The following is a 14,957-nucleotide window of genomic DNA, read 5'->3' as shown; positions in this document are numbered from 1 at the left end:
TGGTGAAGTCGAGTATCGGCCATATCCGAGACCTCCCCACCAGCGGTTCGGCCAGCGCAAGCAAAGAGCCGGCCGCCAAGCGTGGCAAGGCCGCTGCGGGTGAGGCTCCGGCGCTGTCGCCGAAAGAGAAGGCCCGTCGCCAGCTGGTGGCGCGCATGGGCGTCGACCCCGAACACGGCTGGAAGGCCAAGTACGAGATCCTTCCCGGCAAGGAAAAGGTGATCGAAGAGCTGCGCCGCCTGGCCAAGGATGCCGACACCATCTATCTCGCAACCGACTTGGATCGCGAAGGGGAAGCCATTGCCTGGCACCTGCGCGAAGCCATCGGTGGTGACGACACCCGCTACAAGCGCGTGGTGTTCAACGAAATTACCAAGAAGGCGATCCAGGAAGCGTTCTCGCAGCCTGGCGAGCTGGACATCGACCGGGTCAACGCCCAGCAGGCGCGGCGCTTCCTTGATCGCGTGGTGGGCTACATGGTTTCGCCGCTGCTGTGGGCCAAGATCGCCCGTGGCCTGTCTGCCGGCCGTGTGCAGTCGGTGGCAGTGAAGCTGGTAGTCGAGCGTGAGCGCGAGATCCGTGCCTTCGTACCGGAAGAGTACTGGGAAGTGCACGCCGACCTCGGCACGGCCAAGAACGCCAAGGTACGTTTCGAGGTGTCGCGCGAGAAGGGCGAAGCCTTCAAGCCGCTGAACGAAGCCCAGGCCATGGCCGCGCTGGAGAAGCTCAAGGCTTCCAGCTACAGCGTGATCAAGCGCGAAGACCGCCCGACCAGCAGCAAGCCGTCGGCACCGTTCATCACCTCCACCCTGCAGCAAGCTGCCAGCAACCGCCTGGGCTTCGGGGTGAAGAAGACCATGATGATGGCCCAGCGTCTGTACGAAGCGGGTTACATCACCTACATGCGTACCGACTCGACCAACCTGTCGGCTGATGCCCTGGACATGGCGCGCAGCTACATCGAGCGCGAGTTCGGCAAGCAGTACCTGCCGGAAGCCCCGCTGGTATATGGCAGCAAGGAAGGCGCCCAGGAAGCGCACGAGGCGATTCGCCCTTCCGACGTCAACACGCACCCGACCAAGCTCAGCGGTATGGAGCGGGACGCTGAGCGCCTGTACGAGCTGATCTGGCGCCAGTTCCTGGCCTGCCAGATGCCGCCAGCGCAGTATCTGTCCACCAGTGTCACCGTGGCCGCTGGCGACTTCGAGCTGCGTGCCAAGGGCCGCATCCTCAAGTTCGACGGTTACACCCGTGTACTGCCGCAACAGAGCAAGCCGGGCGAAGACGATGTGCTGCCGGAAATGGCCCAGGGCGAAGCGCTCAAGCTGATTCAGCTCGACCCGAGCCAGCACTTCACCAAACCGCCAGCGCGCTTCACCGAAGCCAGCCTGGTCAAGGAAATGGAAAAGCGCGGCATCGGCCGCCCGTCGACCTATGCGGCGATCATTTCCACCATCCAGGACCGCGGCTATGTGACGTTGCACAACCGCCGTTTCTATTCCGAGAAGATGGGTGACATCGTCACCGAGCGCTTGTCGGAGAGCTTCTCCAACCTGATGGACTACGGCTTTACCGCCGGCATGGAAGAGAACCTCGACGACGTGGCCCACGGCGAACGCGACTGGAAGCACGTGCTCGACGAGTTCTACGGTGACTTCAGCAAGAAGCTGCTGACCGCCGAGTCTGCCGAGAACGGCATGCGCGCCAACCAGCCGACCATGACCAACATTCCGTGCAAGGAATGTGGCCGGCCGATGATGATTCGTACCGCCTCCACGGGCGTGTTCCTGGGCTGCTCCGGTTACAGCCTGCCGCCCAAGGAGCGCTGCAAGGCCACCGTCAACCTGGTGCCGGGCGACGAGATTGCCGCCGACGACGAGGGTGAATCCGAATCGCTGGTGCTGCGTGGCAAGCATCGCTGCCCGATCTGCGCCACGGCCATGGATGCCTACCTGCTCGACGAGAAGCACAAGCTGCATATCTGCGGTAACAACCCAGATTGCGCCGGCTACGAGATCGAAGAGGGCAGCTATCGCATCAAGGGTTATGAAGGGCCAAGCCTTGAGTGCGACAAGTGCGGCAGCGAAATGCAGCTCAAGACCGGCCGTTTCGGCAAGTTCTTCGGCTGCACCAACCCTGCGTGCAAGAACACCCGCAAGCTGCTCAAGAGCGGCGAGGCTGCGCCACCGAAGATGGACAAGGTGGACATGCCGGAGCTCAAGTGCGAGAAGGTCGACGACACTTACGTGCTGCGCGACGGTGCTTCGGGGTTGTTCCTGGCCGCCAGCCAGTTCCCTAAAAACCGTGAAACCCGCGCGCCGCTGGTGCTGGAGATTCTGCCGCACAAGCACGAGATCGACCCGAAATACCACTTCCTCTGCGATGCACCGCAGAAGGATCCGGACGGGCGCCCGGCGGTGATCCGCTACAGCCGCAAGACCAAGGAGCAGTACGTACAGTCCGAGGTCGATGGCAAGCCGACTGGCTGGAAGGCCTTCTACGACGGCAATGCCTGGAAGGTCGAAGACAAGCGCTGATTCGTCGGTGCTGTGAATGGGGCCGCTTTGCGGCCCATCGCTGGCAAGCCAGCTCCCACATATCTGTAGGAGCCGGCTTGCCGGCGATGGGTCGCGAAGCGGCCCTATTTCATTGGTGACAAGCACCCCTCGATCCTTGAAACTGCAGCTATTCGCCTTGCAGCCCTAAAGGAGGCCACTCGACATGGCCCAGGAACTCTACACCCGCACCAACCAGAAGCTGTTCTTCGCCGGCCTTGCCCTGGAGTCCATGGCCAAGGCGGCCGATAGCCAGGCGATGAATGCCCAGGGCCTGGTCCAGGCCGAACGCGAGTCGGCATTGTTTCACCTCTATGGCGCGCTGCTAGGGTTGTGCCACGAAATTGCCGGCTACTATCGCCTGCCCATGGCGCCAAGCGTCGAGCAACTGCTGGCCGACGACGCGCTGAGTGCCATTGCCATTCCTGAAGTGGCCGAATTGCTGGAGCTGGCCCGTCAGCGGGAAACCTGGTTGGCGCAACTGCTCGGCGCTTATGCCGATTTGTTCCGACCACCTGTCGCGAAGAAAACGCCCAAAACCGATGTCGCCCAGCCCCTGATCCAGGCCGTCAATCTCGACCAGCCCGAGCCGCCTGCGCTGTCGCGTGAAGAACTGGAAAGCTGGCGCAGCAACCTCAAAGGGCTGGTGAGACGTTTCCGCGACGCGTTGAGTGAGTGCTGAGCGCCGCGGCGGCTGGTACAATGGCCGCCTTTCGTGGAGAACAGCCCTTTATGTCTACGTCGTTTCTGGAAATTGTCGAGTTGCCTGATGGCCGCATCGAACTGCGTCGCGCCGAGGATGAAGGCTCTTTGGTAACCCTGGATTTCTCGGAAGACGCCAAGGCGTTCCTGCAAGGCCAGCATGTCGAAGTCGCCAAGGCGATGCTGAGTGTGGGTGTGCAGATGGCCGGTCGGCTGATCGATGGTGAGCTCGAGCGCGACGAAGGGCCTCGCGTGCTGCACTGAGCCCCTCCAGGTTTCTATTGCAAGACAGGCAAAGCCTGAACATCAGCCAAGGCGGATGTTCAGGCTTTGTGCATTTCCGGTGCTGGCGGCGCGCACCAGTTGTTGGCGTGCGGTGGCATTGACGCTGCCAAGCCAGCTCACCACGGTGTGGCTGTGGCCCAGGCGCAAGGCCTCGCAGGCCAGTTGCAGCGCGCTCTGGTTGTCGCTGGGTTGCAGCAGCAAAATGCGCTCGCGATTCAGGCCGGCGTCACGCAGCCAGGCCTGGGTCAGGCTGGCAGGGGGGGCGATCAGGGTCAGCCAGCGGGCCTCCTGCTCCTCGCTCAGTTCGCGCAAAACCGGCGCCAGCAGGCTTTGGCAGTGCTCTGGGGCGCCACGCAGGGACAGTTCGCTGAACAGCTCTGGCTGGCTGCTTTTGCGTGCCTGCTCGGTGGCCTTGAGCCCCGGCAGAACCGGTTGGGCAAGGAAGGCCTCGAACAGGGGAAGCTGGACCTGCTGTTGTGCTTGGATGAACTGTTGCATGACGCCTCCTGGATCAGCGGCGAATAACGCCGACACTCAAGCCCTCGATCACCAGTTCCTGTTCTTTCAGGTCGACTTCGATAGGGGCGAACTCGGGGTTTTCGGCCATCAGCCAGACCTTGCTGCCTTCGCGCTTGAAGCGCTTGACGGTCACTTCGTCGCCGATGCGGGCCACGACGATCTGGCCGTTACGGGCCTCGCGGCAGGTGTGCACTGCCAGCAGGTCGCCGTCGAAGATGCCGACGTCCTTCATGCTCATGCCGTGTACGCGCAGCAGGTAGTCGGCGCGGGGGTGGAAGAAGGCCGGGTTGATGTTGCAGGATTGCTCGATGTGCTGCTCGGCGAGGATCGGCGCACCGGCAGCGACCCGGCCGATGATCGGCAGGCCGCTGTCTTCGGCCTTGGTTTCGACGCCAGGAATGCGAATGCCGCGGGAGGCCCCCGGGGTCATTTCGATCGCACCCTTGCGAGCCAGGGCCTTGAGGTGTTCTTCAGCGGCGTTGGGTGACTTGAACCCCAGCTCCTGGGCGATTTCCGCGCGGGTCGGCGGGAAGCCGTTGTCTTCGAGGCAGCGTTTGATGAAAGCCAGGATTTCGGCTTGGCGTGGCGTCAGTTTCAACATGGCGAGCGCTCTGTCTTTTTATACAGTGACTGGGATTATATACAGTACTGGATACGCTGCAAGCGCCAAAGCTGCAATAAAAGCGGCAAACGGCGCATCTTGTCGCTTGCAGCCTGCAGCTTGGCGCATTTAAATGGCGACCGGCGGGTCACCTGGCCTTGACAGGGTCAGGCCTGAAACGTATGTTTCAAACACCTGTTTGTCTGCCTGCCGGAGTAGTCATGGCCCAATCGGAAACCGTTGAACGCATTCTCGATGCTGCCGAGCAATTGTTCGCGGAAAGGGGGTTTGCGGAAACCTCGTTGCGGCTGATTACCAGCAAGGCCGGGGTCAACCTGGCGGCGGTCAACTACCATTTCGGTTCGAAGAAGGCGCTGATCCAGGCGGTCTTCTCGCGCTTCCTCGGCCCGTTCTGCGCCAGCCTCGAACGCGAGCTGGAGCGGCGCCAGGCCAAGCCCGAGCACAAGCCCAGCCTCGAAGAGCTGCTGGAGATGCTGGTCGAGCAGGCCCTGGCGGTGCAGCCGCGCAGCAACAACGACCTGTCGATCTTCATGCGCCTGCTGGGCCTGGCCTTCAGCCAGAGCCAGGGCCATTTGCGCCGCTACCTCGAAGACATGTACGGCAAGGTGTTCCGCCGCTACATGCTGCTGGTCAACGAGGCCGCGCCACGCATTCCACCGCTTGAGCTGTTCTGGCGCGTGCACTTCATGCTCGGCGCGGCGGCGTTCAGCATGTCCGGTATCAAGGCGCTGCGGGCCATCGCTGAAACCGACTTCGGCATCAATACCTCGATCGAACAGGTCATGCGCCTGATGGTGCCATTCCTGGCAGCTGGCATGCGCGCCGACAGTGGCGTCACCGACAATGCCATGGCCGCCGCCCAGCTGCGCCCACGCAGCAAGACCGGCAGCGCCACCGCCAAAGCCTGAAGGCTGGGCGGGGCAGGGCGCTTCGGCTAAGCTAGCGCCCATGCCCGACCTCGATTTCCTGCATATCTCCCTCGCCGACCAGTGCCTCTATGGCTTTGCCCATGGGCAGCTGCGCGTGCGTTTGCAGGTGTCCACCGCGCGCAATGGCGCCGGCGAGCGCAACGGCTCGGGGTGTACCCCGCGCGGGCTGCATCAGGTGCGGGCGAAGATCGGCGCGGGCCTGCCGCTCAATGCCGTGCTCTGCGGCCGGCGCTGGACCGGTGAGCTGTGGACGCCGCAGCTTGAGGCGCAATACCCCGGCCGCGACTGGATTCTCACCCGCATTCTCTGGCTCAGTGGCTGCGAACCCGGCTTCAATCGCCTGGGGCCGGTGGACACGTTCCGCCGCTACATCTACCTGCACGGCGGGCCCGACACGCAACCCTTTGGCGTACCGCTGTCCCATGGCTGCATACGCCTGCGCAACACCGACCTGCTTGGCCTGTTCGAGCGTGTACCGGCGCATTGCCCGGTGCGCATCGACGAGGCCGCATGCCCCCAGTGGGCTTCCATTAGTTTGCAATGAAGGATTGCCTATGACCGCCAGCCTGCAAGGCTCCCTGATGGTGGATATCGCCGGTAAATGGCTGACCGCCGAGGACCGCCAGCTCCTGCGCCAGCCTGAAGTGGCCGGCCTGATCATCTTTGCCCGCAACATCGACAGCCCGCGCCAGGTGCGCGAGCTGTGCGCCTCCATTCGCGCCGTGCGCCCCGACCTGATCCTCGCGGTAGACCAGGAAGGCGGCCGGGTGCAGCGCCTGCGCCAGGGCTTCGTGCGCCTGCCGGCGATGCGCGCGATTGCCGACAATGCCAATGCCGAGTACCTGGCCGAGCAATGCGGCTGGCTGATGGCCACCGAGGTGCTGGCAGTGGGCCTGGACCTGAGCTTCGCCCCGGTGCTGGACCTGGATCACCAGCGCAGCGCGGTAGTCGGCAGCCGTGCCTTCGAAGGCGACCCGCAGCGTGCCACGCAGCTGGCCGGTGCCTTCATTCGTGGCATGAACGCGGCGGGCATCGCTGCCTGCGGCAAGCATTTCCCGGGGCATGGCTGGGCCGAGGCGGACTCGCACGTGGCCATTCCCACCGACGAGCGTAGCCTTGAGCAACTGCGCCAGGCCGACCTGGTGCCGTTCAGCCGCCTCAGCGGGCAATTGGCGGCGGTGATGCCGGCGCATGTCATTTACCCGCAAGTCGACAACCAGCCTGCCGGCTTCTCGCGCCGCTGGCTGCAGGACATCTTGCGCGGCGAGCTGGGCTTTGACGGGGTGATCTTCAGCGATGACCTGTCGATGGCGGGCGCGCATGTGGTCGGCGATGCGGCCAACCGGATCGAGGCGGCGCTGAGTGCCGGTTGCGACATGGGCCTGGTGTGCAACGACCGGGCGGCGGCGGAGCTGGCGTTGACGGCGGCGCAGCGGTTGAAGGTCAAGCCTTCGCCGCGTATTGCACGGATGCGCGGGCAGGGCTTTGCGCGTACCGACTATCGCCAGCAGCCGCGTTGGCTGGAGGCGCTGGGGGCGTTGAAGGACGCACAGTTGATCGATTGACCGCAGGCCCTATCGCCGGCAAGCCGGCTCCCACAGGTAACGCGCCGCCCTGAAGGGCAGTGAAAATCCTGTGGGAGCCGGCTTGCCGGCGATAGGGCCATCTGAGGCTGCAAAAGGCTAACGCCCACGCTTTCCAGGCAACGGCGCAAACAGCGCGTCGATCTCTTCATCCCCCAGGCGCCACTGCCCCGCCTGCCCGCCATCGAGCAAGCTTGCCGCCAGCGCGGCCTTTTCCTGCTGCAGTTGCTGAATTTTCTCTTCCACCGTGCCCCGGGTAATCAGCTTGAACACGAACACCGGCTTGTCCTGCCCGATGCGGTAGGCGCGGTCGGTGGCCTGGTTTTCGCTGGCCGGGTTCCACCACGGGTCGAAGTGGATCACCGTGTCCGCCGCCGTCAGGTTCAGGCCGACGCCGCCAGCCTTGAGGCTGATGAGAAATACCTCGCTGTCGCCTTTCTGGAACTGCTGCACCGGCGTGCGCCGGTCGCGGGTGTCGCCGGTGAGCAGGCTGTAGCGGATCTTGCGCTTTACCAGCTCCTGCTCGATCAGCGCCAGCATCGAGGTGAACTGCGAAAACAGCAAAACCCGCCGGCCTTCGCTGAGCAGCTCCTCGAGCATCTCCAGCAGCGCCCCAAGCTTGCCTTTGTCCGCCTGGTTGCCTTTGCTTTCGACGCCTTTGACCAGGCGCAGGTCGCAGCACACCTGGCGCAGCTTGAGCAGCGCATCGAGGATCACGATCTGGCTGCGGGACGCCCCGTTGCGGGCAATCTCGTCGCGCACCTTCTTGTCCATCGCCACCCGCACGGCCTCGTAGGTGTCGCGTTGGGCGTCGCTGAGCTCGACCCAGTGGACCATCTCGGTCTTGGCCGGCAGTTCGGTGGCCACCTGTTCCTTGGTGCGGCGCAGCAGGAACGGGCGGATGCGGCTGACCAGGTGCGCCAGGCGCTCGCCATCGCCGTGGCGTTCGATCGGGGTGCGGTAATCCTGGTTGAAGCGCTTGACCTCGCCCAGCCAGCCCGGCATCAGGAAGTGGAAGATCGACCATAGCTCGCCCAGGTTGTTTTCCATGGGCGTGCCGGTCAGGCACAGGCGCTGGTTGGCCTCAAGCTCGCAGACGGCGAGAGCGGCCTTGCTGGTGCTGCTCTTGATGTTCTGCGCTTCGTCGAGCACCAGCACGCTCCAGGGGTTGGCGCGCAGGTGCTCCAGGTCGCGCGGCACCAGGGCATAGGTGGTCAGCACCAGGTCGTACTCGCCCAGCTTGGCAAAATGCTTGCTGCGGCCCGGGCCGTGCAGGGCCAGCACGCGCAGCCCCGGGGCGAAGCGCTGGGCCTCGTCCAGCCAGTTGGGCACCAGGCTGGTGGGCATCACCGCCAGGGCCGGGTGGGGCAGGCGCCCGTGCTGTTTTTCCAGCAGCAGGTGGGCGAGCGTCTGCAGGGTCTTGCCCAGGCCCATGTCGTCGCCGAGGATGCCGCCGGTGCCCATCTCGCGCAGGGCCTGCAGCCAGTTGAGGCCTTGCTGCTGGTAGGGGCGAAGCGTGGCGGCGAGCCCGCTGGGCGGCTCGACCTGCAGGTCGCGGGCATCGCGCAGGCGCCGGCCGAGGTCGCGCACATGGGCGCCGCCTTCCCAGTGCAGGGGCAGGTGCTCGATGTCGTTGAGGCGCGCCGCGTCGGCGCGGTCCATGCGCAGGGTGGGCCCGGCGGCGTCTTCGTGCAGGTACAGCTCGCCGAGGGTGCCCATTACCGCCTTGATCCGCCCGTAGGGCAGGGCCACGCGCAGCGCCGGGCTGTCCAGGCGGCCGCGGTTGAGGTCGATCAGCAGGTGTTCGTCGTCACTGCGCCGGGCCAGTTCGCTGGGGCGCAGCAGCTCCGGGTTGCTGCGCAGCAGTTGCAGCACGATCGGCAACAGGCTGTGGCGCTGGCCATCGACGACGATGCCCAGCTCCAGGTCGAACCATTCGTGGCCAGGCGCTTCGTCGATGCTGGCGTACCAGTCGTCCACCTCTTGCAGGTTGAACGCGAAGTCGCGGTGGATATCGATGTCCCAGCCCGCCTCACGCAGGCGCGGCAGGCCTTCGCGGGCAAAGTGCAGCCAGGCTTCGTCGTCCGGCATTTGCAGCATCTCGCCGGCGCTGTCGGGCAGCGCCTTGCTCTGGCGGGTGGCGGGCTTGAAGCCGAGGTCGCGCAGGGCTTTGCGCAGCGCCTGCTCGGCTGCCGGCTGGCGGCGGATGCGCTGGCTGGTGGTGCCGACCAGGCGCGCCAGTGGCTTGTCGTCACTGCCGCTGGCGCGCAGGCCGTCGTAGTCGAATGACAGCGCGGCGCGATGCTGCATCTGGCGCTGCATGCGGCCGGTCTTAGGCATGTAGGCACTGAATTCGAGGCTGCCGAGGGTCAGATGGCCCTTAGGCAGAATGCCTTCGAGTTGCTCGGTGTTGACGGTGGTGGGTGTGGGGACTTGGCGGTTCAAGGCGTTCAATCGATGACTCAAGGGTACGACCAGGTGTTCCGGAACGGTGGGGGCGCGGGCAAGCTGGCTGGCGATGAAAGGGTCCAGGTCGTGCTGCAGCTTGCCCAGCAGGTGCGCTGCGCGGTCGACGTAGTACATGGGTTCGACGGGCAGCGCCAGCAGTTGGGTCTGCTCGCCCTGGTACCAGGCTCCCCGGTAGCTGCCATCGTCCAGCCTGACCCAGCGGAACTCGGCCTGCAGCGCCGGGCCACCCTCCAGTGGGTGAGCGTCGGTGGAAAAATGCAGGCGCCCGGTGGCCAGTGCGTAGCCGAGTAGTTCGGCGCCTTGCTTGCCTTCGAGCTCGACCACGGGGCGAACGGCCTGGTTGGTGGCATCGATCAGGCGCAATAACCGGGCATCGTCCTGGGTGACGTAGCGGGGTGGGTAGTAGATCAGTTCAGGCAACGAGGTGATCTTGCCGAACTGCACGCCGCCGTCGGCCTGGCGGGTGCCCTTGGCCACTTCCAGCGTGCACTGCTGGTTGCCGGTATGGATCAGGTAGTGAATGGCCGGGCCCTTGCGTTCGGGCTTGGCTGCAGCCACCTGCTGGCCGGTGGCTTCGAGGGTTTCTACCCATTGGTCGAGCGCCGGAGACAGCGCAGGCTGCTGTTGCGCCGGCTGGCTGTCGGGCAGGCTATCACCCAGCTGGGCAGCCAGCAGCGCGGCCACGCAGTGTTTGCAGTTCAGGCCCACCGGGCAGCTGCAGCGCCCGTAGACGCGAAGCTCGGCGCCGTTGAGCAGCAGCTCGATGGTCTGCCGATACTGCTCGCCCGACGATCCCTGGCAGGTCGCTTCGATGGTTTTGTCGTGCAGCGCCAGGAGGCGGGTGCGGCCTTGCGCCGCGTATGCCCGGCCCCGCTTCATGGCCCCGTCCTGGATGTGGTCGACCCAGCCCGGGTGGGCCCTCAGCAGGTGCCGCGCATCCTCCGTGCTCACATCACTGCTCCATCATCTCCGGGTCCATCACCGGCATTTTCGGCGTGCCGGGAGGGGTCACCTTCAACAGCAGGGCAAGGTGGCCGCCATCCATGAAGGTCAGCTGGCCGCCTTTCATGTTGCTGTTGCTCTGCTTGAACTGCTCGCTCTGCAGCACGTTGCCGTTGCCGTCGAGCTGGTTGACCCAGAAGTTCGCCTCCACTGCGATGAAGCGGCCCTCGGTGAGGCTGAGGTTGCCTTCGATCGGGAAGTGGCCGAACTGCTCTTCACCCGCGCCCAGGGCGATGCGGCTCGGCGCGCTGCCTACCTGCTGCTGCCAGGCCTTGTGCAGCAGCACGGTGTAGTCGGCCGTGGCTTGCAGGCGGGTGGCCTCGTCTTGCAGTGCCAATGGCCGCTCGGCGCCCTTGTCCAGGCGCGGGGCGCCGGCGCTCCAGTCTTCCGGGGCGAACGGGCTGGTGAAGGCGGGCACGCTGTTCTGCCGCACAAGGAGCATTTCCACCTGATACAGGCCTTCGGCGAAGGCGGCCGGCGCGAACAGCGCGAGCAACAAGGTCAGGCAACGGATGGCACGCATGGATCTTCCTTAGGCAGTCTGTGGGGTCAGGCGCTCGAACAGCGCTTCCAGAGTATTGAATCGTTCGTCGGGGCGTTCCATCGGTACCAGGAAACGGAACTGGGTGGCACCTTCGAATTTGTAGCGTTTGGGCTGGCTCTGGATCAGCTTGATCAGGGTCAGCGGGTCGACCGGCGTTTCGGCCTCGAACTCGAGCTTGCCGCCATTGGGGCCGGCGTCGACTTTCTTGATGCCGAGCTTTTCCGCCTGCAGCTTGAGCTGGGTCAGGCGAATCAGGTTCTTGGTCGGTTCGGGCAGCAGGCCGAAGCGGTCGATCATTTCCACCTGCAGGTCCTTGAGGCCTTCTTCGTCGGCCGCCGAGGCAATGCGCTTGTACAGGATCAGGCGCGCATGCACGTCGGGCAGGTAGTCCTCGGGGATCAGCGCCGGCAGGCGCAGGTTGATCTCCGGGCCGCCGCCCAGGGGCTGTTCGAGGTTCGGCTGGGTGCCCTTGCGGATGGCCTTGACCGCACGCTCGAGCATTTCCATGTAGAGGGTGAAGCCCACTGCCTGGATCTGCCCGCTCTGGCCTTCGCCCAGCAGCTCGCCGGCGCCGCGGATTTCCAGGTCGTTGGTGGCCAGGACGAAACCGGCCCCCAGGTCCTGGGTGTTGGCGATGGCTTCCAGGCGCTTCTCGGCGTCGCTGCTGACCTTCTGCCGCACAGGCGTGAGCAGGTAGGCGTAGGCCTGGTGGTGGCTGCGCCCGACCCGGCCGCGCAGCTGGTGCAGCTGGGCCAGGCCGAACTTGTCGGCGCGCTCGATGACGATGGTGTTGGCGCTGGGCACGTCGATGCCGGTCTCGATGATGGTCGAGGCGATCAGCACGTTGAAGCGCTTGTGGTAGAAGTCGCTCATCACCTGCTCGAGCTCGCGCTCGCGCATCTGCCCGTGGCCGATGCCGATCCGTGCCTCGGGGACCAGCTCGGCGAGGTCGGCGGCGCATTTTTCGATGGTCTTCACGTCGTTGTGCAGGTAGTACACCTGGCCGCCGCGCAGCAGTTCACGCAGCAGGGCTTCTTTGACCGTGCTGTTGTTCTGCTCCATGACGAAGGTGCGCACCGACAGGCGCCGCGCCGGTGGCGTGGCGATGATCGACAGGTCGCGCATGCCGGCCACGGCCATGTTCAAAGTACGCGGGATCGGCGTTGCGGTAAGGGTGAGGATGTCGACTTCGCTGCGCAGGGCCTTGAGCTGCTCCTTCTGGCGCACGCCGAAGCGGTGCTCTTCGTCGATCACCACCAGGCCCAGGTCCTTGAAGCGCACGTCATCCTGCAGCAGCTTGTGGGTGCCGATGAGGATGTCGATCTTGCCCTCGGCAAGGTCGGCGGCGGCCGCGGCCACTTCCTTGGCCGACTTGAAGCGGCTCATCACCTCGACCGTCACCGGCCAGTCGGCGAAGCGGTCGCGGAAGCTGTTGTAGTGCTGCTGGGCGAGCAGGGTGGTGGGCACCAATACCGCCACCTGGCGGCCGCTGTGCACGGCAATGAAGGCTGCGCGCATGGCCACTTCGGTCTTGCCGAAGCCGACGTCGCCGCACACCAGGCGGTCCATCGGCTTGGCGGCGAGCATGTCTGCGCGCACCGCTTCGATGGCGTTCTGCTGGTCCGGGGTTTCCTCGAATGGGAAGCCGGCACTGAAGGTGGCGTAGTCGGCGGCCGGGTCGGCGAAGGCATAGCCCTTGCGCGCGGCGCGGCGGGCATAGATGTCGAGCAGCTCGGCGGCCACGTCGCGCACCTGCTCGGCGGCCTTGCGCTTGGCCTTCTGCCAGGTTTCCGAACCGAGCCGGTGCAGCGGTGCCAGGGCATCGTCGCTGCCGGTGTAGCGGGCGATCAGGTGCAGGTTGGCCACCGGCACGTAGAGCTTGGCACCCTCGGCGTATTCCAGGGTCAGGAACTCGGCGGCCTGGCCTTCGATTTCCAGGGTGGCCAGGCCCAGGTAGCGGCCCACACCGTGGTCGATGTGCACCACCGGGGCGCCTTCACGTAATTCGGTGAGGTTCTTGATGACCGCATCGTTGGCCGCCTCGCCGCGTTTGTCGCGGCGCCGGCGCTGCATCACGCGCTGGCCGAACAGCGGGCTTTCGGCGACCAGGGCCAGGCCCGGGTCTTCGAGCAGCAGGCCTTCGTCGAGCGGGGCGATGGTGATCGCCAGGCGCTCGCTGCCGGTGATGAAATCGGCCCAGCTTTCGACTGTCTGCGGCCTCAGCTTGAGGCGTTCGAGCAGCTCCAGCAGCACCTCGCGGCGGCCCGCCGATTCGGCAGTGAACAGCACGCGGCCGTCGAACTCGTCGAGAAACGCCGACAGCGCCGCCAGCGGCTGGTTGGCCTTGGCCTCGATGGCCAGGTTGGGCAGAGCGCGGGCGGGGAAGCGTTCGCGGCCGCCGCCGGCCTCGATGTCGTCGGCGCTGACCACCACCCGTGGCCACTGCTTGAGCTGGGCGAAGCAGTCTTCCACCGGCAGGAACAGCTCGGCCGGGGGCAGCAGCGGGCGGGTCAGGTCGCCGCGGCGGTCTTCATAGCGCCCGCGCACATCGTTCCAGAAGTGCTCGGCAGCCTGTTCCACGCCCGGCAGGGAGAACACCTGGGTGTCGCTGGGCAGGTAGTCGAACAGGGTCGAGGTTTCTTCGAAGAACAGCGGCAGGTAGTACTCGATGCCGGCGGGGATGATGCCGCTGGCCAGGTCCTGGAAGATCGCGCTGCGGCGAAAATCGACGTCGAAACGCTCGCGGAAGCGCGCCTTGAAACGGGTCACTTCCTCCTTCTGCATGGGGAATTCGCGCGCCGGCAGCAGGCGGATCGAGTCGACCTTGTCGATCGAGCGCTGGGTCTCCGGGTCGAAGGTGCGCAGGGTTTCGATCTCGTCATCGAACAGGTCGATGCGGTAGGGCAGCTTGCTGCCCATCGGGAACAGGTCGATCAGCGCGCCGCGCACGGCGAACTCGCCGTGTTCGTAGACCGTGTCGACGCAGCGGTAGCCGCTGGCCTCCAGGCGCGTGCGCATCTGCTCCACGTCGATGGTCTGGCCCACGTCCAGCACCAGGCTGCTGCCGAGCAGAAAGCGCGTCGGCGCCAGGCGGTGCAGGGCCGTGGTGATCGGCACGACGAGGATGCCATGGCTCAGCTCCGGCAGCCGGTAGAGGCTGGCGATGCGCTGGGAAATGATGTCCTGGTGCGGCGAGAACAGGTCGTAGGGCAGGGTTTCCCAATCAGGGAACGGCAGCACCGGCAGCTCCGGGGCGAAGAAGCGCAGCTCCTGTTCCAGGCGGTCGGCGGCCTGGCTGTCGGCTGTCAGCAACAGGGTGAAGCGCCCGGCGCTGCTGGCGGCTTCGGCGATGGCCAGGCTGAGGGCGGCCCCGGGCAGGTTGCCCCAGGTTTGTTTGCCGGCCGTGGCCGACAGTTGCGGTAGGCGCAGAACTGACACGGGAGATTGCACTCCAAGCGTTGCGGCAAAGAGGTCGATTGTACCGGTGCCAGTGCGTGCTGTCAGGCTCGGAAAGGGGCATGGACGCGGGCTGGCGCTGCATCGACAGGCGCTCATTGCCGGTTACGCGTTGGGGCGTCATAATGTAGCCCCTTTTTTCTCCCCCTACATGTGGAAGGTTCCCGTGACTCAGAAGCCCGACCAGTGTCTTGGTGAGTGGATTGATCGTGAAGCTCTGGCTGAAGCGATGATCCCGCTTATCGGTCAGCTCTACCGCAACAACAATGTGGTGAGCTCGATTTATGGCCG

At 65.3% G+C, this 14,957-nt stretch carries 11 protein-coding genes and 1 pseudogene; 7 read left to right on the top strand and 5 right to left on the bottom strand.

All coding sequences use genetic code 11. The features are described 5' to 3' along the window. The 3 genes from topA to B3E94_RS05800 form a co-directional block, all read left to right on the top strand. Positions 1-2,537: type I DNA topoisomerase (gene topA, locus B3E94_RS05810; RefSeq protein ID WP_286912683.1), on the top strand; the 2,537-nt coding region annotated here is incomplete at its 5' end. 184 nt (positions 2,538-2,721) lie between these two features. Next, positions 2,722-3,237 carry a DUF6586 family protein gene (locus B3E94_RS05805; RefSeq protein WP_286912681.1) on the top strand — a complete coding sequence of 172 codons (516 nt, stop codon included), beginning with the start codon at positions 2,722-2,724 and terminating at the stop codon, positions 3,235-3,237. A gap of 50 nt (positions 3,238-3,287) precedes the next feature. Then, positions 3,288-3,521 (top strand): hypothetical protein, encoded by a 234-nt coding sequence (locus B3E94_RS05800; RefSeq protein ID WP_133970879.1) that lies wholly within the window; start codon positions 3,288-3,290, stop codon positions 3,519-3,521. Between the two features lie 42 nt (positions 3,522-3,563). Here B3E94_RS05800 and sulA read toward each other — a convergent pair whose 3' ends face one another. Both sulA and lexA read right to left on the bottom strand, forming a co-directional pair. Beyond that, on the bottom strand, positions 3,564-4,040 hold the full coding sequence (gene sulA, locus B3E94_RS05795; protein ID WP_176511683.1) for an SOS-induced cell division inhibitor SulA: 477 nt from the start codon (positions 4,038-4,040) through the stop codon (positions 3,564-3,566). 13 nt (positions 4,041-4,053) lie between these two features. After that, positions 4,054-4,662 (bottom strand): transcriptional repressor LexA, encoded by a 609-nt coding sequence (gene lexA / locus B3E94_RS05790; RefSeq protein ID WP_176511684.1) that lies wholly within the window; start codon positions 4,660-4,662, stop codon positions 4,054-4,056. A gap of 221 nt (positions 4,663-4,883) precedes the next feature. Between lexA and B3E94_RS05785 the strand changes: the two genes are divergently transcribed. Genes B3E94_RS05785 through nagZ form a run of 3 tightly spaced genes read left to right on the top strand, consistent with a single transcriptional unit; the run spans position 4,884 to position 7,177 of the window. Further along, on the top strand, positions 4,884-5,591 hold the full coding sequence (locus B3E94_RS05785; RefSeq protein WP_286912679.1) for a TetR/AcrR family transcriptional regulator: 708 nt from the start codon (positions 4,884-4,886) through the stop codon (positions 5,589-5,591). Positions 5,592-5,631: 40 nt separating this feature from the next. Then, positions 5,632-6,156, top strand: coding sequence for a L,D-transpeptidase (locus B3E94_RS05780; RefSeq protein WP_286912678.1), 525 nt, complete (start codon positions 5,632-5,634; stop codon positions 6,154-6,156). A gap of 22 nt (positions 6,157-6,178) precedes the next feature. Then, entirely contained in the window at positions 6,179-7,177 is a 999-nt protein-coding gene (gene nagZ, locus B3E94_RS05775) for a beta-N-acetylhexosaminidase (protein WP_286912684.1), read from the top strand. Between the two features lie 117 nt (positions 7,178-7,294). Here the strand turns inward: nagZ and B3E94_RS05770 are convergent, their stop codons facing one another. The 3 genes from B3E94_RS05770 to mfd are packed head-to-tail and all read right to left on the bottom strand — an operon-like array spanning position 7,295 to position 14,648. Beyond that, entirely contained in the window at positions 7,295-10,615 is a 3,321-nt protein-coding gene (locus B3E94_RS05770; RefSeq protein ID WP_286912677.1) for a DEAD/DEAH box helicase, read from the bottom strand. 1 nt (position 10,616) lies between these two features. Then, entirely contained in the window at positions 10,617-11,189 is a 573-nt protein-coding gene (locus B3E94_RS05765; RefSeq protein WP_176511688.1) for a CsiV family protein, read from the bottom strand. Between the two features lie 9 nt (positions 11,190-11,198). After that, complete coding sequence (gene mfd / locus B3E94_RS05760; RefSeq protein WP_286912676.1) at positions 11,199-14,648, bottom strand: transcription-repair coupling factor; 3,450 nt, start codon at positions 14,646-14,648, stop codon at positions 11,199-11,201. A gap of 169 nt (positions 14,649-14,817) precedes the next feature. Here mfd and B3E94_RS05755 point away from each other — a divergent pair. After that, positions 14,818-14,957, top strand: a pseudogene (locus tag B3E94_RS05755) (glyceraldehyde-3-phosphate dehydrogenase); the annotation flags it as partial.

Source organism: Pseudomonas sp. UBA6315 (assembly GCF_002438125.1).
Lineage (GTDB): Bacteria > Pseudomonadota > Gammaproteobacteria > Pseudomonadales > Pseudomonadaceae > Aquipseudomonas > Aquipseudomonas faucium.
This window is presented reverse-complemented; position numbering and strand designations above follow the sequence as displayed.